This window comes from Streptomyces uncialis, assembly GCF_036250755.1.
Taxonomy (GTDB): Bacteria; Actinomycetota; Actinomycetes; order Streptomycetales; family Streptomycetaceae; genus Streptomyces; species Streptomyces uncialis.
Window position 1 is genome coordinate 971,395 of record NZ_CP109583.1, and the last position, 23,519, is coordinate 994,913.

The window sequence follows — 23,519 nt, forward strand, 5'->3', positions numbered from 1 at the left end:
GTCCCGGCCCGGCCCGACCCTGTCAGCTCAGTACACGCACCCGCACACGCACACGCAAGAGATCGAGGAACCGCCATGCCCAGACTCCCCCGTACCCTCGTCGCCGCCGCGCTGGCCGCTGTGACGGGGCTGGCCCTGTCCGGCTGCGGGGGTGACGGGGCGCCCACGGTGACGAAGCCGTCGGGGCAGCAGGCCGAGGGCTCCGGCGCGTTCCCGGTGACGGTGACCCACGCGCAGGGGACGGTGACCGTGCCCAGCAAGCCCGAGCGGGTCGTCGTCCTCGGCTTCGCGGACGCCCAGATAGCCGCCGCGCTGGACGCCCCGGTGGTCGGCGCCGCCCGCAACACCTCCTCGCCGGACGGCAACTGGCCGGGGGTGAAGCCCGCGTTCGCGTCGGACATCGTCACGCTGGACTCGCTGAACCCGAATCTGGAGAAGATCGCCGCGCTGGACCCCGATCTGATCCTGATGACGACGGCGCAGCCCGCGTTCGGCAACGCGTACGACAAGCTGTCGGAGTTCGCGCCGGTGATCTCGTACAAGGAGAAGCTCCTGCACGACTCCGGCGACGAGTTGACGACACTGATCGGGGCGGCGCTCGGGAAGAAGGAGAAGGCGGCGGAGCTGATCGCCTCCTCCCGGGCGGCTCTCGCCGGTTTCACGAAGGAGCATCCGGGGCTGAAGGGCAAGGAGTACGCGTTCGGTCAGCAGTACGACGGCACGGTGTACGCGGTGGTGGCGCCCGGCGGGCCCACGGTGGCGTTCTTCGGGGCGCTGGGGATGCGGCTGCCGAAGGAACTCGCGGCGCTGCCCGTCACCCTGGGCGGTTCCACGGCGATCGCGCCGGAGCGGCTGGATCTGCTGGACAGCGCGGATGTCGCCTTCTTCGGGGTGTACGGCGCGAAGGAGCGCGGTGCCTTCGTGAAGCGGCCCCTGGTGTCCGGGCTCGATCTGACGAAGAGCGGGAACCTGAACTTCCTGGAGATCAACGAGGCGGCCATGCTGCTGGGTCCGAACCCCGCGGTCACCGGTGAACTGCTGGCGCGGCTCGGTCCGGCGCTGAAGAAGATCGCGTCCTGATGGGCCGTCTCACCCTGGATCTGACACCGCTGCGCGGACGCGGCTTCCGCGCGGTGTTCGTGGGCCGGACGGTCGCGGTGTTCGGGATCGGTTTCGCGCTGGTGGCGGTGCCGCTCCAGGTGTACGCGCTGACCGGCTCGACCGCGCGGGTCGCGACGGTCACCGTGGCGGTGGGCGCGGCGGCGTTCACGGGCACCCTGCTCGGTGGGGTGCTCGCGGACCGCTTCGACCGGGGCCGGGTCATCGTGGTGGCGCGGGCGTCCGTGGGGGTGGTGTTCGCCGTCCTCGCCGTGAACGCGGCGGCACCGGAGCCGCGGTTATGGGTCATCCATGTGTGCGGGATGGCCGAGGGCATCGCGGACGGGGTGTCGGGGACGGCGCTGATGGCGGCGACACCGAGCCTGGTGCCGAAGGACCGGCTGGCGGCGGCGGGTGCGCTGATGGCGGTGACCGTCGATCTCGGGTCGGTCGCGGCCCCCGCCCTGGGCGGGCTGTTGGTGACGACCACCGGGTTCTGGGGCAACTACGCGGTGTGCGCGGCCCTCGCGGTCGTCACCACGGCCGCCCTCAGCAGGCTGCCGCCGCTGCCGCCACCCGGGGCGGTGCCCGGTGAGACGGCCGCGAGGGCGGTCGTGGCGGGCACCCGGTTCGCCGTCCGGGACCGGATCGTGGGGCCCACGCTGCTGGTCGGGCTCGCCGCGATGGTGCTGTCCGGCTGGCATGTCCTGCTGCCGGAGTACGGGAGTCGGGTGCTCGGTGTCGGCCCCGGCGCCCTGGGTGTGCTGTACGCGGCCCCGGCGGCGGGGGCCTTGCTGACCTCGCTGACCAGCGGCTGGACCGGGCGGGTCCGGCGGCCCGGGGCGGTGGCGATCGGCGCGCTGCTGGTGTCCGGGGCGGGGCTCGCCGTCACGGGGCTCGCGGGCGGGGTGGTCCTCGCGGTCGCCGGTCTGGCGCTGTTCGGGGCGGGCCGGGTCGCCGGTGACGTGCTGCGGTACGCGCTGGTGCAGCGGCACACCCCGGACCGGTTCCGGGGGCGGGTCGCGGCGCTGTGGACGGCGCAGATCACGACGGGGGTCGCGGTCGGCGGGGCGGTGGCGGGCGGGGTGGCCCTGCTGATGTCCCCGGCGGGCGCGTTCCTGGTGTACGGCGCGGTGGGTGTGGTCTGCGCGGTGGCTCTCGCGCTGGGCGCGCCGACGCTACGCGGCGTCGGTCCGGACGCCTGAGCCGAGCGGTGCGGCCGGGTCCTCGAAGCGGGGTCCGCCCAGCCGGTGCAGGGTGAAGGTGTCGGCGCCCCAGCGGACGTTGCGGCGGCACTCCAGGCCCTGGCGGGCGAGGTGCGGGGCGAGCCGCTCGACCCGGGCGCGCAGCGCGCGCAGACTCATCGGGCGGGACGGGTCCCCGAGCAGCCAGCGCAGATCGTGGCAGCAGAGCGGGGAGCGGGCGCCGAGCAGGATCTCCAGCAGCAGCGACTGGCTGCGGTAGGGCCGCAGCGGTTCGCCCCCTCGGCCCCGCGCGGGTCCGGGGGCGCGCCGCAGCCAGCGCAGGTCCGCCTCGATCCGGGCGGCGATCGCGCTCTCCGCGGTGTTCCTGCACAGGACGTTGACCGCTCCGGCGGCGAGCAGCGCGGCGCAGTCGACCCGGCCCGGGGTGGACACGGCGACCGGGGCGAGCAGCCGTAACGCGCGTACGCGGCGGACGAGTTCGGCGGTGGGCTCGGGGCGCGGGGTGTCGAGCAGGGCGAGCACTCCGGGGGCGCGGCGCAGATACTCGTAGCCGCGCTGGTCGCCCCAGCGGCGGACGACGAAGCGCGGCGGGCCCGCGCGGTGCAGTCGCTTGGCCCAGGCGACGCTGGCCTCGATGTCCGGCGAGACGATCACCACGAGCGGGCCCGCGCCGCCGCGCGGGGCCCGGGGCCTGCCGCGGGGCGCTGCCGTGGTGCGGGGCTGCTCGATGGTCAGCATCCGGTCGTCCTCCGTTCGGGCCTCGGGCCCGGCTCCCCACGGTCCGCGGTGAGGAACCGCCTCGGAGCGGCCTACCTACATGTTAGGTACCCGTCGCGGAGCACCGTCAAGCCCGGACGGCTCGACTCCCTTGCGGACGAGCCCGCTTGAAACCCTTCACGCGAGGAAGATCGACGGGCGTCATCGCAGGTCGGCGGCGTACGGCCGCCGGAAGGCGTTCCGAAGGAAGGCTACTTAACATGTAACTAAGTGATCGTCACGAAGGGGACGGCGGGACGCGAGGGGCGGACGGGTCAGCGGCCGAGGATGTCGCCGAGTTCCCGGTCGAGCCGGAGCAGGGCTTCCTCGGGCGGGACCCGCTGGGTCAACGCGCCGTGCGTCACGGCGGCCACGGCCAGACTGACCTGCTCGTAGTGGACGCTGGTGAGCCGCACCCGGGCCGACCGTACGCCGCGCGCCAGTTCCGGCAGATACGGGAAGCGTCGTACCAGCGCGGGGTCGCTGTACAGCGAGGCGCGTACCGGTGGCAGCGCGCCTTCCGTGAGCACCTGCCGCTGCGCCTTCTCACCGAGGAGGTGGGCGAGCAGGTCGGCGGCGGAACGCGGGTGCGGGGAGCGGGCGTTGACGGCGAGGTTGGAGCCGCCGAGGACGCCCGCGCCGGGGCCGTCCCGGCCGGGCAGCGGCACCGCCCCGACCTTGCCGGCGACCGGGGAGCCGGGCGCGGAGGCCAGTGCGTACACATAGGGCCAGTTCCGCAGGAACAACAGCTCACCGGACTGGAACGCCAGCCGTGAGGTCTCCTCCTTGTAGGTCAGGGCCTGTTCGGGTATCCAGCCCTCGCGCAGCCCGTCGGTGAGGAACCGGAGTCCTTCGAGGGCCGCGGGCGAGGCCACCGTGATCTCACCGTCGGGTCCGGTGAGCGAGCCGCCCGCCGACTGGATCGCCTCGGTGACGTTCACCGTCAGCCCCTCGTACGGCAGGAGCTGGCCCGCGTAGCCCTGCATGCCGTACTCGGCGGACAGGGTGGCGGCCTGGTCGGCGAGTTCGTCCCAGGTGCGCGGCGGGCCGAGCCCTTCCCGGGCGAGGATGTCCTTGCGGTAGTAGAGCAGGCCCGCGTTGGTGACATACGGCGCCGCGTACAGGCGGCCCCGGTAGGTGCCGGTGTCCAGGACGGGCGGCAGCAGGGAGTCGAGGGGCAGTGCGGAGCGGTCGAGGGGGGCGATCCAGCCGTGCCCGGCGAACTCCGCGGTCCACGCCACGTCGATGTTCAGGACGTCGAAACGGGTGCTGCCCGCGCGCAGGCTGTCCCGCATCTGGGCGTGGACCTCGTCGGCGGCCTCGGGCAGTTCGACGAGTTCGACCCGCTCGGCGGGGCGTGCCCGGTTCCAGTCGTCGAGGACGCGGTGGAGGTAGCGGGTCAGGTCGCGGCCGGTGACCATGGTCAGCGGGCCCCGCCCGTCGGACGCGGCGCCGACCGGGTCCCGTTCGGCGCCGGACGCGGTCAGCGCGGTCAGCAGCAGCGCCGTGGCCAGGACCGCCCGCCCGGTCAGGCGGAGCCGCCGAACCAGGTCGTCACCGACGCCGCGCATCGCTTCCCGCCCTCCCCCGGCCGCCCGGGAGCGGTCCTCCCCTGACGGTCACGTCCTTCCGAGTGCCGCACCAGGCATCATGTATACCTGCGGAACGGTGCGACACCCATCGGCACGGATCGTTGTCCGACCGTACGTGTCGAGATACGAACCGGCGGTTCGCGGCGGAGCGTCCGCCCTGTTGTCCTAGGAGGGACCCGGCACCGTGCGTCTTCACCTGCTGGCGCTGCTCGCCGGTGGTCCCGCCCACGGTTACGAGCTGAAACAGGCTCTGGAGAAACTCCTGGGCGGGGCGTACCCTCAGCCGAACATCGGGCAGATCTACGTCACACTCGGCAGGCTGGAGCAGGCGGGGCTCATCGAGGGGAAGCATGTGAGCCAGTCGGACCGGCCCGACAAGAAGATCTACGAGATCACGGCGGCCGGCCGGGAAGCGGTCGACGCCTGGTACGAGACGCCCTCGGAGACCCCGCGGGTGCGCGACGACTTCTTCATGAAGCTCGCCCTCGCCCATCTCACCGGTGCGGCCGACCAGATCAACCTCATCAACAAGCAGCGGCGCCACTACCTCACCCTGATGCGGGCCCTGTCCCGGCTGGAGCGCGGGGACGGCGAGCCCACCGGCCGGATCGCCCGGCTCCTGGTCGAGGGGGCGTCACTGCATCTCCAGGCCGATCTCGACTGGCTGGAGCGCTGCCAGGAGGAACTCGAATGAGTGCCGACCCCACCGCCGCGGACGGCCCGGACACCCCGACGGCCCACGAGGGCGGCGGCCCCGACAACGGTCCGCTGCTCTCCGTACGCGGTCTGACGAAGAGCCATCCCGGGGACGGGGGTCCCGTGCACGCCGTGCGGGGCATCGATCTCGACGTGGCGCGCGGGCAGTTCGTGGCGATCACCGGTACCTCGGGGGCGGGCAAGTCGACGCTGCTGCATCTGCTGGGCGGTCTGGAGCGGCCCGACAGCGGCACGATCCGGCTGGCGGGACGGCGCGTCGACGGGCTGAGCGAGGCCCGCTGGGCCGTGCTGCGCCGCCGCAGGCTGGGTATCGTCTTCCAGTTCTTCAACCTGGTGTCCACCCTGACCGTCGCCGACAACGTCGAGATGCCCGCGCTGCTCGCGGGGCGCGGCGCCCGCTCCGGCCGGTCCGATGTACGCGAACTGCTCGTCAGGCTCGGGCTGGACGGCAAACGGGACACCCTGCCGGGCGATCTGTCCGGCGGTGAGCAGCAGCGGGTGGCGCTGGCGCGGGCGCTGGTGAACCGGCCCGACCTGCTGCTGGCCGACGAACCGACGGGCAGCCTCGACAACCGGGGCACACGTGAGGTGGTCAACCTGCTGAGCGAGTTCCACGCGCGGGGCCAGACGATCGTCCTGGTCACCCATGACGCCCGGGTGGCGAGCGCGGCCGAGCGGGTCCTGACGGTCAGCGACGGCCGGATCGTCGACGACATCGACCTGACCGACGGGAACGGGAGCGCGGCGGGCGCCGCCGGACTCGTCGAACTGGCGGAGTGAGCCGGTGCGGGCCATCCTGCGCTGGGCGCTCGCCGATCTGCGGACCCATCGCGGCCAGGCCGCGTCGCTGGCACTGGCGACGGCGGGGGTGACGGCGGCGCTGCTGTTGTCGGCGGCGCTGTTCCAGTTCGCGGCCAGCCCCTGGCAGCGGGTGTTCACGGAGACCCGGGGCAGTCATGTGTGGCTGCGGGTCACCGCAACCGCCGAGACCGGGGGCCTGCGGGAACTGCCGGGCGTGGCAGGTGTGTCGGGCCCGTACGGCACGGCCCCGCTCACCGCGACGAGCGCCACGTCGACTGCGGCCGTGGACCTGCGGGCGGTGCGCCCCGACGGGCCGACGGCCCGGGAGCGGCGGTTCCTCACCGGCCGCTGGCTGTCCGGCGCGGGCGACGAGGTGGTCCTCGACCGCGCGACCGCGCAGGCCCTGTGGGTGGGCCCCGGTGACGAACTTCCCGTCCGCGCCGCCCCTTCCCGGCGGGGCACCCTGAAGGTGGTCGGGGTGCTGGCGACCGCCGAGGCGGGCTACGCGCCCGGTGAGCGTCCGGGCACGGGCTGGGCCGGTGCGGGCACGGTCACCCGGTACGTCACCGGGGACGCCCCGGGCCGGACGGTGGGGCTGCGGCTCGCGAACGCGTCGGACACCGACTTCGTGGTCCAGCAGGCGATCGCGGCCGTGGGTCCCGAGCATGTGGTGCGCGTGTCGACCTGGCGTCAGGCACGGTCGGCGGTCGGCGAGGACGACCGGCTGCTGGGGCGGTTGCTGCGGGTGTTCGGGCTGGGCGCGCTGCTCGCGGCGGCGCTCGCGGTCACCGGCGGGGTGGGCGGCCGGGTCCGGGGCCAGGTACGGGACATCGCGGTGCTCAAGGCGATCGGGATGACCCCGCGCCAGATCGCGGTGATGTTCTTCGCCCAGCACGCGGCCCTCGCGCTCGCCGGGGCGGCGCTCGGAACGCTGGTGGTGCGGACGGCGGGCTCGTACGTGCCCGGGTCGATCGGTGAGGCGGTGCCGCACGGTCTCGCCCTGCCGGAGGCGGTCCCGGTCGCCGCGGCGGTCGCGGGGGCGACGGTGGTGGTCATCGCCGCGGCGACCGCGCTGGCCGCGTGGCGGGCGGCGCGGGTCCCGCCGAGCCCGATGGCCCGGGTGGCCCGGCCCCGGGTGCGGCGGATGTCACGGACGGCCCGGTGCGCGCTGCGCTGGGGGGTGCCCCCGCCGCTGGTGCTGGGCTGGCGGGAGGCGACGCACCGGCGCTCACGGTTCGCCGGGGCGGTGGCCAGGCTCGCGGTGCCGGTGCTGATGGCGACGGTGGCGCTGGCCGCGCTCACCACCCTGGGCGTACTGCGCGGCGGCGACGGCGAGGTGAACCCGGCGGCGCCGCTCACCCTGCGCCAGGACGGCGCGGGACTGGACGCCACGGATCTGGCGCGGGTCGGGGCGGACCCCCGGGTCCGGGCGGTGTACCCGGCGGCGGAGGTCACCGCGCTGATCCCGGGCCAGACCCGGTCGGTCACCCTGCGGGGGCTGGGCTCCCAGGGGCACCCGTACCCGTTCGTGGTGGTGGCGGGCCGCACCCCGGCCGCGCCGAACGAGGCGGTGGCCGGGCAGGGGCTGCTCGACGCGACGGGGGTACGCGTCGGCGAGTGGGTGCGGCTCACCGTGGGCGGCACCCCGCACATCCTGCATGTCGTGGGCCGTTCCATCGAGCCAGAGCACGGCGGGCAGGTCGTCACGACGACGCTGGACACGCTGCGCGCGGGCGGCACGGTGAACGGCCCCCCGGCGTACGCGGTGATGCTGCGCCCCGGCGCCGACCAGGGCGTGACGGCGCGGGCCCTGGCGGAGGCGCTGCCGGACGCCGATGTACGCGGCGCGCCGCCGACGGTCGCCTCGGCGGTGCTGGTGAGCCGGGTGCTGACGGGACTGATCGGGGTCCTCGCGCTGATCGCGGTCGTGGAGCTGGCCGGGTCGGTGAGTTCCGCCGTACGCCAGCACACCCGTGAGCTGCCGGCGCTGCGGGCCATGGGGCTCACCCCCCGGCAGTGGATCGGGGTGGTGGTGACGCACTGCGCGGTGACGGCCGCGGGGGCGGCGGCCGTGGGGATCGCCGCGGGGCTGCTGGTCGCGCGACCGCTGATCGATCTGGAGGCGCACGGGAGCGGGGTGGGGGCCGGGATAGCGCGGTTGCCTCCGGCGTCGTCGTTGGTGGTGACGGCGGTCGGGCTGGTGCTGGTCGCTGTGGCGCTGGCGGTGGTGCCGTCCGCACGCGCGAAACGTGACCTGACGGTCGTCCGGGGGTGAGGCGGCGGCGGGTCGGTCACCGCCGCCTCGGCTCCCCGCCCGCGCCTGAGCCCCGGCTGTCCCGTACGGGGCGTTCCGGCGGCCCTGCGTGCTCGCCGGTGGGCCTACGGGTGCCCGTGCGGGTCGCTCGCGGGGGTGCGGTTCCCCGCACCCCTGGGTCTCCGCCGTTGGACGTACTTGATCCTGTGCGGGTCGCTCGTGGGTGCGCGGTTCCCCGCGCCCCTGGGTTCGTACCGGTGAGCGAACTTGTTCCTGCGCCCGTATCCCGGGGGCGCGCGGTTCCCCACGCCCCTGGGTCCGTACCCCTCAAGTGGTTGTCCGCAGGACCTGTTCCAACCAATCCCAGAGCACGCCTTCGCGGTCGGTGTCATAGGACTCGGCGGATGACGGCGTGACCTTCGTCCGGTGGATGTAGGCACCGGACGCGGCAGGTGTGACTCCGAGGATGGTGTCGGCGAATTTCCTTCCCGCGGGGACCGGGGTGTCCACGAGAGGTGTGACCGCGAGCAGCGGGATGATTTTGCTCATCAGGAAGGGGAAAGCTCCCCCCGCTTCGCGCGCGAGCCCGGTGCCGACCACAAGGCTGGGGTTGTACGAGACGATGTCGACACCTTCGGGCAGTCGTCGGGCCCATTCGTGGACCAGGTGGACGCCGCCGAGTTTGCTCGTCACGTAAGCACGACGGCCGGCCCGGACATTCCCGGAACGGTCGAATGCTCCGGGTCGGGAGATCTCCGGGATCGCCCAACGGGGTGCGGGCATGGTCCCCCCGGTATGCCGCAGATCACCGAAGTGCGCGTCGCTGACCGTGACGACGATGCGTGCCGGCGCCAGGATGTGGGGGTGCAGTCGCCTGAGAAGCTGGTGGGTGGACATCACGTTCACCGCGAAGGTTCTCTCGTATCCGTCGACCGTGGTCTGCAACGCGTCGGAGAGGTGGACACCCGCGTTGAAGACGAGCCCCCGCAACGGAGGCAACTCGCCGGAATCAAGAAGGTCTTCCAACTGCAAACCGGCGGCGTCGACACTCGCCTTGCTCGACAGGTCGATGTCGACGGTCGAGACGTGCGGAGAGATTTTCCGCAGGCCCGGCAGTATCTCGGCGGCAGAGGAGCCCCGGCCGAGAACCACAAGGTGGGTATCGGGGCTGCGTCCGAGGATGTCTCGCGCGGCTTCCAGGCCGATCCCCCGAGTGGCCCCGGTCATGATCAGGGTTCGGTTCGCTGCGTTCACGTGTGGACCTCCTGGTGGGATCGTGCGAGTGCTGGTGTGCGTCGACGTATCGCTCTTCGCCGCCGTCGACGCTGCCGGAGTGCTCGACGACCAGGAAGACTTCGTCGAGCCTGGTATCCGCAGGGCCACGCTCCCGGCCTGGCGCCTGCCACCGGTGAGGGACAATGAAGTCATGGCGGGAGACGAGCGGTCTGGTCTGGGCGAGTACCTGCGCCACCATCGCTCGGAAATGACACCCCGGAACCGACCCGGGGCGTCCCCTCTGTCCCATAGACGTGTGCCGGGCCTGCGCCGCCAGGAGCTCGCCGACATCGCGGGTATCTCGGTCGAGTACTACACCCGTCTCGAACAAGGGCGCGCGTCCCGCCCTTCGCGGGAGATCCTCACCGCGCTGGCGCGGGCCTTTCAGCTCTCGAACGCCGAGCGGGACCATTTGTTCCGACTCGCCGACGAGCGGACTCCGCGGCCGCCCGCACCGGCCGCGGATATCCGACCGGGGCTCCAGCACCTGCTCGACAGCCTGGACGACACGATGCCGGTCACCATTCACGACGGCCGGCTCGACATGCTGGCATTCAATGTCGCCGCGGCGGAACTGTTCGGACCCGTCTTCGACGACGGACCGTACGGCCACAACATCGTCCACCAGGCCTTCACATCGGCGGGACTCCGCGAGGTGCTCGGGAACGAGGGAGCGGAGCAACTGTCCCGGGTGGCCGCCGCCGAACTTCGCAAAGCGCTCGGTCTCTACCCGGAGGACGAGCGTCTTCGTTCTCTGTTCCGCGAACTGTCGGCGAGCGGTACCGAGTTCGGCCGACAGTGGGAGCGGGGAGAGATCGGGACATGGAGGTCCGCGATGAAGCGCGTCAACCATCCGACGAAAGGTCTGCTCGCGTTCGACAGCGAGATGCTGCACGACCCCGAGAACGACCACTGGGTCATGCTCTTCACCCCCCGTCGCGCATGATCTCCCGATCGGGCCGCGGACGCGTCCGCGCCGGTGGCGACAGGGAGACCTGCGGCAAGGTGTCCGACGGTACCCACCAGCGTCGGTCCGACCGGGGAACGGTGATCGTCGCCGCGGGCCCTCCCGAGGACCGGGAGCAGTGATCTTCTCGGTGGCGGTCACGACAGCATGCGGCTGGTGGTCGGCAACGAACCTCAGGGCGCCGCCAAGGCGGGGTGTGACGGCGTCACTGCCGCAGACCTGTGCTGGATGCCTTTTCGATCCGGGCGATCAGACGGCTGTTGTGCACCGCGTGGGCGAATCCCGGGGTGTGGTGGGTTCCCTGTGCGATGTCGCGTGCCAGGCCGGCGTACACCTCGCCCACGTTGATGGACGCACCGGCCCAGACATCGGCGGCGGTCGGTCCGGCACCGCCCGAGACGGGGCGGTCAGGTGCCGCGAAGTCCACGCTTGAGGTGAGGACGAGATCTCCGACCTGAACGCCCGCGGGGTGATCGCCGGTCAGCCTCAGCCAGCCGTCCGAACCGCGGATCTCCAGAACGAAGCGGGCGTCGGGCGCGGGCACTCCTGCCAGGATCTGCACGCCGACCGGTGCGCCCGACGCGGTCCTGGCGATGGCGTCGAGGTGATCCGGTACCTCCCGGACCGACAGCTCCCCGGTGTCCACCAGGTTCACCCGTGGCCAGAGGAGTTCCGTGCGCGCATCGATCTCGGTGATGTCGCCGAGGACCGCCTCGACCACATCCAGCACATGGCCCGCGGCGATGGGCAGGAAACCGGCTCCCGCGGCCGCCTTGTCGAAGTATGCGTACGCGCTCACCGATTCCGGGCCGTTCCCGAACGTCGTCGCGATGACTCGCGCCGACAGCAGCCGCCCGAGCCGTCCCTGTGCGACGATCTGCGCCGCGCGGCGCACAGAGGGGTTGTGCCGGCCCTGGAGGCCGATCGCCGTGTGCAGTGACCCCGCCGCGGCGGCCATCTCCTCCGCCTGCGCGACACTCACACCCAGCGGAGACTCGGCGTACACGGCCTTGTTCGCCGCGAGGGCCGCCAGCACGAGGTCGCGGTGAGCCGGGACCTTGACGGCCACGGTGACGAGATCGACCGACGGGTCGCGGATCAGCTCGAAGGGATCGGCGAACCAGCGCTCGGCGCCGAAGGTCTCGGCCGCGCTTCGAGCGCTTTCCTCGTGCCGTGTGGCCACCGCCGACAACTGGAACGCCGGCTGCGCGGCCAGCGCGGGGATGTGTGACGCCCCCGCCCAACTCGCCCTCGTGTCCGCGCCGATGATGCCCACACGGATGACGTCGCTTCTCATGAGGTGTACTGCTCCATTCGTTGTGCTTCGATCGCGGTACGCCGCTGCGCACCGGCCGTGCCGACTCCCCGTTCGGAGAGCGGGTCGCCTGCGCCCGGCTCCTCCGGGCACTGACGCCCGGTGCCTGGCGTTGGCCCTTCTCAGTGGTCGATGGACGCCATGTCGGGTTCGGCGTGGCGTTCGCCGGACGCGAGCGGCACCTTGTTCAGCCGGGTGATCTGGTCGGCGCTCAGCCCGATTCCGTCGGCGGCGCAGTTCTCCTCCACCCGGTCGGCCCGCGTGGTCCCGGGAATGGGCGCGACGCCCTCGCCCTGTGCGAGCAGCCAGGCGAGGGCGACCTGCGCGGGCGTCGCCCCGGCCTCGTCGGCCACGCCGCGCACCTCGTCGAGGATGCGCAGGTTGCGCGCGAGGTTTCCGCCGGTGAACCGCGGGTTGGTGCGACGCCAGTCGGTGGCGTCCAGGCCGTCCAGGGTGCGGACGCCACCGGCAAGGAATCCGTGCCCCAGCGGCGCGTAGGGAACCAGCCCGATCCCGAGCTCCCGCAAGGTGGGCAGCACCTCGGCCTCCAGGTCGCGCGTCCACAGTGAGTACTCGGACTGCACGGCGGACACGGGATGCACCGCGTGTGCCCGGCGGATCGTCCGCGCGGCGGCCTCCGACAGCCCGATGTGGCGCACCTTGCCCGCGGTCACGAGTTCGCTCAGCGCCCCCACCGTCTCCTCGATGGGTACGTCGGGGTCGACCCGGTGCTGGTAGTACAGGTCGACGCGGTCGGTTCCGAGCCGCCGCAAGGACCCTTCGACGGCGGCGCGGACGCCCGCAGGGGTACTGTCCGGCCCCGGTCGGCCGGTAGGGGAGACGAGGCCGAACTTGGTGGCGATGACGACTTCGTCCCGGCGGCCCTTGACCGCGCGGCCCACCAGTTCCTCGTTGACGTAGGGGCCGTACACCTCGGCGGTGTCCAGGTGCGTGACACCGAGGTCCAGGGCACGCCGAACGGTGCGGATCGACTCGGCGTCGTCCCTGCCGGCTCCCGTGTAGAACGCCGACATCCCCATGGCTCCGAGCCCGATGCGTGAGACCTGAAGTGTTCCCAGTGACGTGATGTGCACGAGGTGATCCCTTCCTGGACCGACGGACGAACCTGCTCCGCGCGTCGGGGTGCTCGCCCGGTCCCGTTGTCGGAACAGGGTCGACCAGCACTCCGGCGGTACGGCCGGACGGCGACGGAGCGAACTTGACGCATCAAGAACTACACGGGAGAACTTGACGTGTCAATAAGTGGGTCTAGGGTGGTCCCCATGACTGGGACTGCGACGGGCAGGGACGATCAGCGTCCTCGGCATCCGTCGGACGGAGCGAAGGGCAACGCCTCCGCGCGAGGCGAAGCGGACACCGGTGAGGGGAAACCCTCCGGCCCGGACCGCGGGACGCCGTGGCTGAACGGCGAGGAGCGGGAGGCATGGCTGGCCAACTCGGCGATCATGATCAGCCTGCCGGCCGCCCTGGACGCGCGGATGCAGCGCGAGTCCGGCATGACCTTCTTCGAGTACATGGTGCTCTCGGTCCTGTCCGAACAGCCCGCTCGCACTTTGCAGATGAGCGATCTGGCCGCACGGACATCGGCGTCGCTGTCGCGGCTGTCGCATGTCGCCGGGCGGCTGGAGAAGCGGGGACTGCTGTCGCGGTCCCGCATCCCCGGCTCAGGCAGACGCACCAGCGCGACGCTGTCCGAGGCCGGATACGCAGAAGTCGTGGAAGCGGCGCCGGGACACGTCGCGGCGGTCCGGGAATACCTGATCGACGGACTCGAACCTCACGAGCTGGCAACACTGCGCCGCATCGGCTCCGCGGTCGACGCCGCCATCAAGCGCCAGATGCCCGATACGGGCCCCACGGCATCGGATCCGGCCGGCACGCCGACGGACCCCGGCCTCCGGTCCTGACGACACCCTGCGCGGCCACGGCGGCGTCTGCGTCTGCCATCAGATGAGAATCACGCTCCTGACGCACAGGTCGGCATAGGGCTCCATCGACAAGGACCTCTGGCCATTCCCGTGCGGGCCACTCGTGGGTGCGCAGCTGCGGTCCGGCGAACGCGGGCACAGGAAGCGGTTCCCCGCCCCAAAGGGCGCGGGGAACCGCGCGACACCACCGAGTACCTGTGCGGGGACAAGCGCGCCCACCCTTGGAACCCCGGGGGCACGGGGAACCGCGCTCCCGGACAACCCGCACGGGACGAGTACACCCACCAGGGCACGAGGAACCGCGCACCCCCGGACGCCCCGCACGGGACGACTGCGCCCACCGACACGGACCAGGAGCGCGAGGAACCCCGCGACGAACCGCTAAGCGGCGTTCTCCGTGCGCGCCCGCAGGGCGGCGAGCGTTGCCTCCAGCGCACCCGCGTCCGAGCGATTGTGCGGCAGCCGGGACAGCACCTGGGCCATCCCGCAGGTGTTCGTGACGGCGGAGAAGACGAGACCGCCCGCGATCCCGGCGGAGATCCACCGGGCCGCGTTCCACCGCTGCCCCGCGACCAGCCCGGTCAGCACCACGGACCCCGCGGTGAACCGCACCTGCCGCTCCATCGCCCAGACCGCACGGCCTCGCGCGGGCGTGTCCAGCGGGTGGCCGAGCCGCGCCCACTCGGTCGTACCCCCGGTCAGGGTGGTGGCCGTCACCCCCTGCTCGGCGAGGGTCCCGCACGCCTGCGCGGAGCGGGTCCCCGAGGCGCACACGACCAGCAGGTCCGTGCGCTCGGCGGCGTCCCGCAGCGCGGGCAGCGCGGTGCGGAGCTCGTCCAGCGGGATGTTCAGCGCGTCCGGGAGGTGCCCGGAGGCGAACTCGCCCGGCGTACGGACGTCGATCACGGTCATCGTGGCGAGCCGCTGGGCGGCCTGCTGGGGGGCGAGGGCGGGAGATGTGGTCACAGGATCGTCCTTACTCTTCAGTGGTCCACGCCTCCGGTAGGATACCCGTAGGGGTATACCGAAGGAGTGTGCTGTGGAACTGGCTTTGGCTGCTGAGGAATTGAAGACCGTGGTCAACCGGCTGCGCCGGGCGCAGGGCCAGATCACGGGCGTGATCAAGATGATCGAGGAGGGCCGGGACTGTGGCGACGTGGTCACCCAGCTCGCCGCCGCGTCACGCGCCCTCGACCGGGCGGGTTTCGCGATCATCGCGACGGGCCTGGAGCACTGTCTGACCAGCGAGGACATGGCCGATCCGGAGGACCGGGACCAGATGCGGGCCCGGCTGGAGAAGCTGTTCCTCTCCCTGGCGTAGCCCTTCCCGGGCGGCACCGCCCGGGGCCGGCCCGGACCCCGACAGGTACCGGCGGGGCACAGGCAGCGCCGGGCGCCGACCGCGGGCGCGTGCTCATCGGACGGCGTCCACGAGCATCAGCACCGCGACGGCGAGCAGCACGCCCGCGAACACCCGCCGGAGCATGGCGTCCGGCATCTTCGCCGCGAGGCGCTTGCCGTCCCAGGCGGCCAGGACCGCGGCGGCCGTGAACGGGGCGACGACCGCCCAGTCGACGCCCGTGCCCGAGCCGCCCCGGACGGCCAGGGACACGACCGAGTTCACCGACACGACGAGCAGTCCCGTGGCGACGGCGGCCCGCAGTTCGAACGCCAGCACACCCACCAGCGCCGGTACGGCGAGGAATCCGCCGCCGACACCGAGCAGCCCGGTCAGCGCACCGAGCCCGGCCCCCGTACCGGCGGCCTTCAGCGGCCGTACGGTGGCGGGCTCCGGGGTGTCCGGACGCAGCATCCGCAGGGCCGCGAGGCCCGCGACCCCGGCGAACGCCGCGGTGAGCAGCGCGCCGGGCAGCCGGTCCGCCAGGCTCGCCGTCGCCGCGGCGGGGAGCACCCCCGCCGCGGCGAAGAGCGCACCGCTCCGCCAGCGGACGGCCCCGGCGCGCGCGTGGGCGTACAGCGCGGTCAGCGAGGTCACGGTGACGATCAGCAGGCTCGCGGTGGTCGCCTCGACGGGTGTGAAGCCGAGCAGGTAGATCAGCGCGGGCACCGCGAGGACTCCCCCGCCACCGCCCAGTGCCCCGAGCGCGAGGCCCACGACGCCTCCGGCGGCGAGGGCGAGTATCAGTTCGCTCATGTCAGGCCACCCGGGGGCGACATCGCTCCCGGCGGTGACCGGGGGCGCGGCAAGGGCAACACATGGTGCACTCCGTACGGGGACTGGGACCGGCCGGGCCCGGTCGCGGGCACAGCAGGAAAAGGGAACCGACTGACGGCAGGGGGGCGTGAGCGGACCGGGGCGGTCGCTCGGCGCCGTGTTCGTACGGCTAGACCCGGGCCCCGGCCGGTCCGGCGACGGTGAGCCCGGCGCGTTCCGCCGCGTCGAAGCCGTCGTCGACGGCGACGACCCGCCGCCCCGCCGCGTCCAGCAGCGACGCGGCGATCGCCGCGCGCATCCCGCCCGCGCAGTGCACCCACACCACCCCGGGCGGCACCTGCGCGATCCGGTCGCGCAGCTCATGGACCGGGATGTGCACCGATCCGGCGACATACCCGGCGGCGCGCTCGGAGTCGCGGCGTACGTCGAGGACGACGATGTCCTCGTCCGTGTTCCCGGAGTCCTCCCCGTCCGCCGCGCGTGCGGCGGCGAGGTCGGCGAAGGTCGCGCGGGGGAAGGCGGCCAGGGTCTCGCCCTCGCGGACCCAGGTCCGGGGGTCGCCGGTGGCCGCCGCGGCGGGCCGGTCGATACCGACCCGGGCCAGCTCCCGCTGCGCCCGGGTGATCTGCTCGGGGGTGCTGCCGAGCAGGGTGACGGGCTTGCCCCAGGGGATCAGCCAGGCGAGGTAGGTGGCGAGCTTGCCCTCCTCCTCGAAGTTCAGCGATCCCGCCAGATGCCCCCGCGCGAAGGCGACCCGGTCCCGCAGATCGACCACCCACTCCCCCGCGGCGAGCCGGGCGGCGAGCTCCCCGGCGTCGGCCGGACGCGGCGGGGTGAGGTCCAAGGGTGCGGGACCGGCCGCGTTCGCGGGTCCCATGTGCGCGTAGTACGCGGGTACGTCGTCGAGTCCGGCGAGCAGTTCGGTGACGAAGCTGTCGACGTCCCGGGTCAGCGCGGCGTTCATCAGACGTTCGGCGCCTATCGTGCTCGCCCCGCCGCCCGCACCGGAACCGGACGAGCAGAAGCTTCCGAAGCCGTGCGTCGGGAGGACCGGCACCTCGTCCGCGAGGGTGTCAGCGAGCCGGTGCGCCGAGGCGTGCTGGGCGCGGGCGAGCTGTTCCGTGAGCCGGGGTTCGACCAGGTCGGGGCGGCCGACCCCGCCTATGAGAAGTGATCCGCCGGTGAACGCGGCGACGCCCCGCCCGTCCTCCTCAAGGATGTACGAGGTGTGATGGGGAGTGTGCCCGGGGGTGGCCAGGGCACGCAGGGCCAGACCCTCGTCCACCTGAACGGTGTCACCGTCGGTGACCGGGGTACGCGCGAAGGAGACGGCCGCGGCGGCCGGGACGAGGTAGTGGGCACCGGTGAGGCGCGCCAGCTCCAGTCCGCCGGTGACGTAGTCGTTGTGGAGGTGGGTCTCGGCGACATGGGTGATCCGGACGCCCCGGCGGGCCGCCGCGGCGATGACCTGGTCGATGTCCCGAGGGGGGTCCACGGCTACCGCCGTGGCGTCGCCCCCGGCCAGGTAGCTGCGGTTTCCCAGACCCTCGAACTCCAGGGTGTCGACGAAGAACACGGCTCCACACTCCTCACACGCATGTACCCCCCGGGGTATTTTCAGCCACCCTAACATCTATACCCTGGGGGGTATGGAGAGGAGTCATCCGTACACCCTGGGTCACCACACCCGGGCACTCCGGAGCGGCCTGGGCGACGCAAGAGGTACGCAGGAGGTCACCGCGGGCCGGAGGGGTCGCCGCAGGCCAGAGGGATCGGCGCATGCCAGTGGGTCGGCGCACGCCGGAGGTGGCCGCGGGGGCCGCTACAGCTCGAAGACCACACGCGCGGCCACCCGCCCCGCCATCACGTCCTCGATGGACTCGTTGACGGACCCCAGCGGACGGGCCTCGTGGATCACCCGTGTCCGTCCCGCCGCGTGCAGGCGGAACACCTCGTCCAGGTCCAGCCGCGTACCCACGATCGAGCCGATGACGGACGTCCCGTCGAGCACCGTCCTGAAGATGGGCACCGCGATCGTGCCGCCCGCGGGCATCGCGACCATCACGAGCTTCCCGCCCCGCCGCAGCCCCGCGTACACCGAGGTGAACGCCGCCTCGTTCACGGCGAGGGCGAGTGCCGCGTGCGCGCCGCCGTGCTCCCGCAGCACGGCCGCCGGATCGTCCTTCGCCGCGTTGACGAGGATGTCCGCGCCGAGCGACGCGGCGAGCGCCAGTTTCTCCTCCGTCACGTCGATCGCCGCGACCGTGGCCCCCGCGATCTTCGCGTACTGCACCGCGAGATGACCGAGCCCGCCGACACCGGACACGGCCACGAGCTGCGCGGGCCGCACCCCCGCGACCTTGAGCGCCTTGTACGTGGTGACCCCCGCGCACGTCAGCGGGGCGGCGTCCAGCGGGGTGACCCCGTCCGGCACCGGCCGGGCGAAGTCGGCCCAGGCCAGCATCCTCTCCGCGTACCCGCCGTCCGTGCCGTAGCCGGTGTTGATCTGCCGCTCGCAGAGGGTCTCCCAGCCTGACAGACAGTGCTCGCACCGCCCGCAGGCCCAGCCGAGCCAGGGCACCGCGACCCGCTCCCCCACCGCGAGGTGGGTCACCCCGTCACCCAGCGCCTCCACCAGACCCACGCCCTCATGGCCCGGGACGAACGGCGGCCGGGGCTTCACCGGCCAGTCGCCGCGCGCCGCGTGGATGTCGGTGTGGCACAGCCCGCACGCCTCGACCCGGATACTGACCTGTCCGGCGCCCGGCTCGGGATCGGGCCGCTCCTCGATCACCAGCGGCTCACGGAACGCGCGGACGACGGCTGCTCTCATGACGGCCTCCCGCCTCCCATGGTGCGCGGCGGACCCCGATCGGGCATCCGGGCCCCTGCCGGGCGGGCCCGCCGAGCGCCCGCCCCACGACCGGGGCGGCCAAGCGCGCGGAACGCCTGACCGGCGGCCCTCCACCCCCGTACGATGCGGTGACCCGGTCCTGACCGGGCGTCACAACTGAATGCGGGGACGACTGGGGGAAGCCGGTGGGATTCCGGCGCTGACCTGCAACCGTGTGCGGCGCGAGGCCGCGAGTCGGAGCACCCGGCGTCCCACGCGCGCCGCTTCTCCCTGTCATGGTCCGCAGTGCGAAGCCCCGGGTGCCGGTCCTCACCGCCCCGCCGCAGTCCCTCCGCACACCCGGACGGGAAACGGCGGGCGGGCGATGCCCGGTGCGGGGCCCGTGCCGCGGGCCCCGTAACCGCCAGGAGGCACCCGCCATGAACCGCACCCTGACCAGGGCCGTCGTCACCACGGCCGCCCTCGGACTCGCGCTCACCAGCGCGCCCGCCGTCGCCGGACCGGGCACGCACCCGAGCACGGCCGTGGCCACGGCCACGAACACCAACGCGCCGATCAAGGTCAAGCTCACGGTGCAGGGCCCGGACGGGCTCCTGTTCAAGGGCAAGGTCAGAACGAAGGGCCACCACGTCACCCCGGCGACCGGTGGCTCCTACAAGTGCGACGGCACCAACGGCGGCGCCCACCCCAGCGCGGTGCCCACCCCGACCGCCGCCCTGGACGACGCGGCCCGCAAGCGGGGCTTCAGCTGGGACGGCACGTGGTACCCGTCGTTCGAGGACTACTTCGTGGAGAGCGTCAAGAACGTCAGCGGCGGCGGTGTCGCGTACTGGAACATCTCCGTCAACGGCGTGCCGACCCCGGTCGGCGGCTGCCAGTTCAAGCTGAACGCGGGCGACCAGGTCGCGTTCACCTGGACCGCCTTCTAGGAATGCCCTGCCGACCCCGTCGGATCGTGCGCGGTGACGTGCCCGTTCGGCGGGTCGGTGGGCCCGTTCGGGGATCGTGGCCTTGATCCCCCGTCGGCGGAGGTGGGCCGAGCATGCGCGGTCCAAGCAGCCCTCGCCGACGCCCACATGGCGGCCGGCCGGGTCCGGGTCTTCCCGGACCCGGCCGTCGGCCGCCGAAGCCGTCCAGCGGTGGGAGGACCGGCCGTGGGCGACGCGGCCGTGCGGGTACCGGTCCCGGGCCCGGCAGACCGCACCCGTGGAGGCCCACGCCGAACTCGGCTCGGTCGGCGGCCCTGTTGAGGCACGGGTCTCACGCGGCGGCGGAGACTCGACGGCGGTAGTAGGCGATCGCGAGGGCGATGGTGATGGGTCCCCATGCGGCGATGGGGGTGACGCACACCGTCGCGAGCGTCTGCCAGGCGGTGTTGGTGTACTCGACGGATTCCGCGATGCCGTACAGGGTGAGATTTCGACCGCCGCCGATCGGGACGGCGGTGAACAGAAGAGTGAGGATCAGCCCGCCGAGGACCGCGGGGGCGACCGCCGCCATCGGCCGGACGCGTCTGCCGCCGATGACCGGTATCCAGGCGGGCGCCACTTCTCCCCAGCCCCGGACCAGCCCGATGGTCAGGATCGCGATCACTTCCGACAACACGCTGAGCCCGAGGACGTACGGGACGCTCACCCAGTAACCCGGCATCCCGGCCTCCTGCATCTGCCCCATGTCGAAGTGCAGGGCGAAGGGCAGCCGCCACAAGCAGCTCGGCAGCAGGAGCAGCGGGAGCGCGTAGGCGAGGCGCGTCGCCCAGCGGGGAACGGGCCGCTCGGTGTCACCGACGGTCGGGGGCCTGTGCAGGATGTTCAGCGTCATGGCTCCACCCTGAAGGAGCGGGGACGACGGGGAATCATCCATGGGAACCGAACCGCTAGCCCTCGCGGGGGAGTAGTACCGAGCAGCCTCCCTCCCGAGAGGTAGCGTTCCGATGCGCGGTCAGCTCCGCTCACCGTTCCCGCGTCCGGGCCGGCCCCGGGCGGAGGAGGGCGCGGTGCCCGTCGGTGCGGCCGGGGGCCCGTAGCGCTCGTAGTAGTCCTGGAGCAGTCCCGATCCCTCCAGCACGGTGTCCGCCCAGGACGGGTCGAGGCCGGCCGGGGCGGGATCGGTCGCGACGGCGCACGCTCCGGTGAGCATCCCGGCGTAGACGAAGTCGGAGTGGAGATTGCTGATGCTGTCCGTCTCATGGAAGTTGACGGGACGGCCGTCGGCCAGCACGGTGACCTCGACGCCTCCGCGGAGGGTGTGCGTACGGGAGCAGGCCGGGAGCGCCGGGCGCGTGGCCGCGTCCTGGAAGGCGAGCGCTTCGAGGGCGGGAAGGTCGAACTCGCAGACGCAGACGCAGCAGAGACGTTCGGGGGATCGTATTCCCTGCTCCCACCGTCGATGATCAGGCCCACGACCGCAGGAGGACACCGTGCTCACGGCACGCTACTGGATCGACGCCCTCGGCCTGGAGGCCCATGTGGAGGGCGGTTACTACCGTCGGACCTTCCAGGCGGACCACCGCCCCACCACCCGTACACCCGACGGTGACCGCTACACCCTGACCTCCATCCACTATCTCCTCACCCATTGGACAGCGATCGGGCACTGGCACCTGAACCGTTCCGACGTCCTCCACTTCCACCAGCACGGCGAACCCGTCACCTACCACCTGCTCCACCCCGACGGCCGTCACAGCACCGTCGTCCTCGGCCAGGACCCCCGGCAAGGACACACCCTCACCCTCGCCGTGCCCGGAGGTGTCTGGAAGGCCGCCCATCTCACCGCCGGGGACCACGCCCTCATCGGCGAAGCCGTCGCACCCGGATTCGACTGGGCCGACATGACCCTCGGCCGGTACGAGGAACTCACGGCCCGCTTTCCCGGCCACAGCGAACTCGTCCACCGCTACTGCCGCCCCGACGGCCACCCGTCCCGTCCCACGAGTTCACCGGGCGCCCCGGCCGCCGGAACCCATGCTCATGAGCAACCCTTGACACCTCCGGCTCCGCCCTGACCGGACGGCGTCGCCGCGGGAGCGCCGGACGCGCGCGTACCGGCGCGGGCCGGGGTCGGCCGTCCGCGCGGTGCCCGGTGTCCCGGACCGCGAGGGCCGGGACACCGGTACAGGTGCGGGTCAGACGCCCCAGCGCAGCGCGATCGTGTCGCCGACCTGGACGACCCGGTCACGGGTCGCGGCGGCGGGCGCTGAACCGTCGACGCTCACCTTCCATGTCGAAGTGCCGCTGTTGGCCTTGCCGTTGACGGCCGTGATGGTGCCCGTCGCCCCGCTCGCCGGGGTGACGGACGTGACACAGCCCGCCGGGGTCGCCGCGCCCGTGGCGGCGGTCAGCACCTCGCCGAGGGTGGTCGTGGTGCCGGTCGGGGTGAACGCCACCGAGCACACCGACAGACCGCCCGCGCCGTCATCGACGGACAGGGCGAGTTCGGTGGCCGTCCCCGGGGTGAACGCGCTCTGCGCGACCCACTGCGGAGCACCCGCGGTCACCGGCACCGGAGGCGCGGCGGTGAAACCGCCGCCTGCGACGGCGCGGAGCGCGTCGATCGACGCGTACGCCGACGGAGTGGTGTTGGCGGGCTGGTACTTGAAGCCGCCGCCGGGGTTGAACTGCTGGGCGATCAGGAAGTCGATCGGGGTGCGGCCGGCCGGGGTGAGGAAGTCACCGGTCTGCGGGTTGATCCCGCAGGCGTTCAGCCCGGAGACGGCCCAGCCGTTGGAGTTGGTGTTGACGCCGTACATCGCGTTGAACGCGCCCGACGTGCTGACCAGTTTGCTCTTCAGGAACGCCTTGGCCTGGACGATGTCCGGGTCGGTCGCGGGCACCCCCGCCGAGCAGAGTGCCGCCATGGAGGCTCCCGTCATATCGATGTCGGACGCCGCGCCGAGCTGCGCGGGGTTGCCCTCGGCCTTGCTGTAGTTCCAGCCGCCGTCGTTGTGCTGGTTGGCGCGGACCCGGGTGACGATCCGGTCCAGCAGCGCCTGCGGCACGCGCTGCGCGCCGGACTGGGTGCGCGCGCCCGCGAGGGAGAGCCCCGCGAAGACGGTGCCGTTGTAGTTGGCGGACGGACCGAAGTACCCGGCCTCGGCGGTCTGCCAGTAGCCGTAGATGTCGGCGATGAGGTTGCGGGACGCGGATATCCGGGCGGGGTCGATGCCCGCGGCGTACGCGTTGAGCGTGCCGCGTTCGTAGTCGGTGACCACGGGGGTCGCGGACGGCCAGCCGGAGGTGGCGAGCAGATCGCGGTACACCTTGCGGGCGTTCTTGGTGGCATCGCCGCCGGGCGTCACATCGACCGCGGCGGTCCCCGCCGCGGCGAACGCGCTGAACGCCCACTCGTTGGACAGCCCGGAACCGGCGTACGAACCGTCCGCGGCCTGAAGGGACTTGAGGTAGGTGACGCCGTTGGTCTTCGAGGTGGCGATCTGCGCGGGGGTCGAGGTCGCCGAGGCGGGCGGCGCGGTGAGCGCGGCGACCGCGCCGAAGGTGGCGAGAGCGGCGGGCACCGTGACGGCGAAACGGGCACGGCGGGAGGTACGGGGTCTGGACATGA

Annotated in this window: 22 protein-coding genes; 10 read left to right on the forward strand and 12 right to left on the reverse strand. The window is 72.7% G+C overall.

Annotated elements, in window-relative coordinates; genetic code table 11:
- Window positions 1–75: 75 nt before the first annotated feature.
- Both OG711_RS03685 and entS read left to right on the forward strand, forming a co-directional pair.
- The gene (locus OG711_RS03685) at window positions 76–1,080 is read left to right on the forward strand and encodes an ABC transporter substrate-binding protein (protein WP_329558370.1); all 1,005 of its coding nucleotides are present in this window, start codon (window positions 76–78) and stop codon (window positions 1,078–1,080) included.
- The gene (entS, locus tag OG711_RS03690; protein ID WP_266505297.1) at window positions 1,080–2,303 is read left to right on the forward strand and encodes an enterobactin transporter EntS; all 1,224 of its coding nucleotides are present in this window, start codon (window positions 1,080–1,082) and stop codon (window positions 2,301–2,303) included. Before OG711_RS03685 ends, entS begins: the two co-directional genes overlap by 1 nt.
- On the opposite strand, the gene OG711_RS03695 is transcribed toward entS, so the two are convergent.
- Window positions 2,277–3,041 carry a hypothetical protein gene (locus tag OG711_RS03695; protein ID WP_073786369.1) on the reverse strand — a complete coding sequence of 255 codons (765 nt, stop codon included), beginning with the start codon at window positions 3,039–3,041 and terminating at the stop codon, window positions 2,277–2,279. The two genes, entS and OG711_RS03695, sit on opposite strands and share 27 nt — an antisense overlap.
- 293 nt (window positions 3,042–3,334) lie before the next feature.
- Window positions 3,335–4,630, reverse strand: coding sequence for an ABC transporter substrate-binding protein (locus OG711_RS03700; RefSeq protein WP_329558371.1), 1,296 nt, complete (start codon window positions 4,628–4,630; stop codon window positions 3,335–3,337).
- 205 nt (window positions 4,631–4,835) lie between these two features.
- On the opposite strand from OG711_RS03700, the gene OG711_RS03705 reads away from it, so the two are divergent.
- Genes OG711_RS03705 through OG711_RS03715 form a run of 3 tightly spaced genes read left to right on the forward strand, consistent with a single transcriptional unit; the run spans window position 4,836 to window position 8,444 of the window.
- A complete protein-coding gene (locus OG711_RS03705) occupies window positions 4,836–5,345 on the forward strand; it encodes a PadR family transcriptional regulator (RefSeq protein ID WP_329558372.1) in 510 nt (169 codons plus the stop codon).
- Window positions 5,342–6,148: an ABC transporter ATP-binding protein gene (locus tag OG711_RS03710; protein WP_329558373.1), complete on the forward strand. Its 807-nt coding sequence runs from the start codon at window positions 5,342–5,344 to the stop codon at window positions 6,146–6,148. The genes OG711_RS03705 and OG711_RS03710 overlap by 4 nt, the downstream gene beginning before the upstream one ends.
- Before the next feature lie 4 nt (window positions 6,149–6,152).
- Window positions 6,153–8,444, forward strand: a complete 2,292-nt coding sequence (locus OG711_RS03715) for an FtsX-like permease family protein (RefSeq protein ID WP_329558374.1) — start codon at window positions 6,153–6,155, stop codon at window positions 8,442–8,444.
- A 306-nt stretch (window positions 8,445–8,750) separates the two neighbouring features.
- Here the strand turns inward: OG711_RS03715 and OG711_RS03720 are convergent, their stop codons facing one another.
- Window positions 8,751–9,677: an SDR family NAD(P)-dependent oxidoreductase gene (locus tag OG711_RS03720; protein WP_329558375.1), complete on the reverse strand. Its 927-nt coding sequence runs from the start codon at window positions 9,675–9,677 to the stop codon at window positions 8,751–8,753.
- A 79-nt stretch (window positions 9,678–9,756) separates the two neighbouring features.
- Between OG711_RS03720 and OG711_RS03725 the strand changes: the two genes are divergently transcribed.
- A complete protein-coding gene (locus OG711_RS03725) occupies window positions 9,757–10,644 on the forward strand; it encodes a helix-turn-helix domain-containing protein (protein ID WP_329558376.1) in 888 nt (295 codons plus the stop codon).
- Window positions 10,645–10,870: 226 nt separating this feature from the next.
- Here the strand turns inward: OG711_RS03725 and OG711_RS03730 are convergent, their stop codons facing one another.
- The gene (locus tag OG711_RS03730) at window positions 10,871–11,962 is read right to left on the reverse strand and encodes a Gfo/Idh/MocA family protein (protein WP_329558377.1); all 1,092 of its coding nucleotides are present in this window, start codon (window positions 11,960–11,962) and stop codon (window positions 10,871–10,873) included.
- Window positions 11,963–12,102: 140 nt separating this feature from the next.
- Window positions 12,103–13,074, reverse strand: coding sequence for an aldo/keto reductase (locus OG711_RS03735; protein ID WP_329558378.1), 972 nt, complete (start codon window positions 13,072–13,074; stop codon window positions 12,103–12,105).
- Window positions 13,075–13,263: 189 nt separating this feature from the next.
- Between OG711_RS03735 and OG711_RS03740 the strand changes: the two genes are divergently transcribed.
- Window positions 13,264–13,908 (forward strand): MarR family winged helix-turn-helix transcriptional regulator, encoded by a 645-nt coding sequence (locus OG711_RS03740; protein ID WP_266505325.1) that lies wholly within the window; start codon window positions 13,264–13,266, stop codon window positions 13,906–13,908.
- Window positions 13,909–14,310: 402 nt separating this feature from the next.
- Here OG711_RS03740 and OG711_RS03745 read toward each other — a convergent pair whose 3' ends face one another.
- The gene (locus OG711_RS03745) at window positions 14,311–14,895 is read right to left on the reverse strand and encodes a rhodanese-like domain-containing protein (protein WP_266505328.1); all 585 of its coding nucleotides are present in this window, start codon (window positions 14,893–14,895) and stop codon (window positions 14,311–14,313) included.
- A gap of 73 nt (window positions 14,896–14,968) precedes the next feature.
- Between OG711_RS03745 and OG711_RS03750 the strand changes: the two genes are divergently transcribed.
- Complete coding sequence (locus OG711_RS03750) at window positions 14,969–15,250, forward strand: metal-sensitive transcriptional regulator (RefSeq protein ID WP_073786386.1); 282 nt, start codon at window positions 14,969–14,971, stop codon at window positions 15,248–15,250.
- A gap of 93 nt (window positions 15,251–15,343) precedes the next feature.
- Here the strand turns inward: OG711_RS03750 and OG711_RS03755 are convergent, their stop codons facing one another.
- The 3 genes from OG711_RS03755 to OG711_RS03765 all read right to left on the reverse strand — a co-directional run bounded on the left by OG711_RS03755 (window position 15,344) and on the right by OG711_RS03765 (window position 18,938).
- Window positions 15,344–16,084 carry a sulfite exporter TauE/SafE family protein gene (locus OG711_RS03755; protein WP_266505332.1) on the reverse strand — a complete coding sequence of 247 codons (741 nt, stop codon included), beginning with the start codon at window positions 16,082–16,084 and terminating at the stop codon, window positions 15,344–15,346.
- Window positions 16,085–16,274: 190 nt separating this feature from the next.
- The gene (locus tag OG711_RS03760; RefSeq protein WP_329558379.1) at window positions 16,275–17,681 is read right to left on the reverse strand and encodes an MBL fold metallo-hydrolase; all 1,407 of its coding nucleotides are present in this window, start codon (window positions 17,679–17,681) and stop codon (window positions 16,275–16,277) included.
- A gap of 246 nt (window positions 17,682–17,927) precedes the next feature.
- Window positions 17,928–18,938, reverse strand: coding sequence for an alcohol dehydrogenase catalytic domain-containing protein (locus OG711_RS03765; protein WP_073786391.1), 1,011 nt, complete (start codon window positions 18,936–18,938; stop codon window positions 17,928–17,930).
- 440 nt (window positions 18,939–19,378) lie between these two features.
- Between OG711_RS03765 and OG711_RS03770 the strand changes: the two genes are divergently transcribed.
- A complete protein-coding gene (locus OG711_RS03770; RefSeq protein ID WP_073786393.1) occupies window positions 19,379–19,888 on the forward strand; it encodes a DUF4430 domain-containing protein in 510 nt (169 codons plus the stop codon).
- Window positions 19,889–20,219: 331 nt separating this feature from the next.
- Here the strand turns inward: OG711_RS03770 and OG711_RS03775 are convergent, their stop codons facing one another.
- Window positions 20,220–20,780, reverse strand: a complete 561-nt coding sequence (locus tag OG711_RS03775) for a hypothetical protein (protein ID WP_073786395.1) — start codon at window positions 20,778–20,780, stop codon at window positions 20,220–20,222.
- Between the two features lie 120 nt (window positions 20,781–20,900).
- Entirely contained in the window at window positions 20,901–21,386 is a 486-nt protein-coding gene (locus OG711_RS03780) for a hypothetical protein (RefSeq protein WP_329558380.1), read from the reverse strand.
- On the opposite strand from OG711_RS03780, the gene OG711_RS03785 reads away from it, so the two are divergent.
- A complete protein-coding gene (locus OG711_RS03785; protein WP_329558381.1) occupies window positions 21,379–21,963 on the forward strand; it encodes a cupin domain-containing protein in 585 nt (194 codons plus the stop codon). The genes OG711_RS03780 and OG711_RS03785 overlap by 8 nt on opposite strands.
- A 120-nt stretch (window positions 21,964–22,083) precedes the next feature.
- Here OG711_RS03785 and OG711_RS03790 read toward each other — a convergent pair whose 3' ends face one another.
- Window positions 22,084–23,517, reverse strand: coding sequence for a prenyltransferase/squalene oxidase repeat-containing protein (locus OG711_RS03790; RefSeq protein ID WP_329558382.1), 1,434 nt, complete (start codon window positions 23,515–23,517; stop codon window positions 22,084–22,086).
- Between the last annotated feature and the right edge of the window lie 2 nt (window positions 23,518–23,519).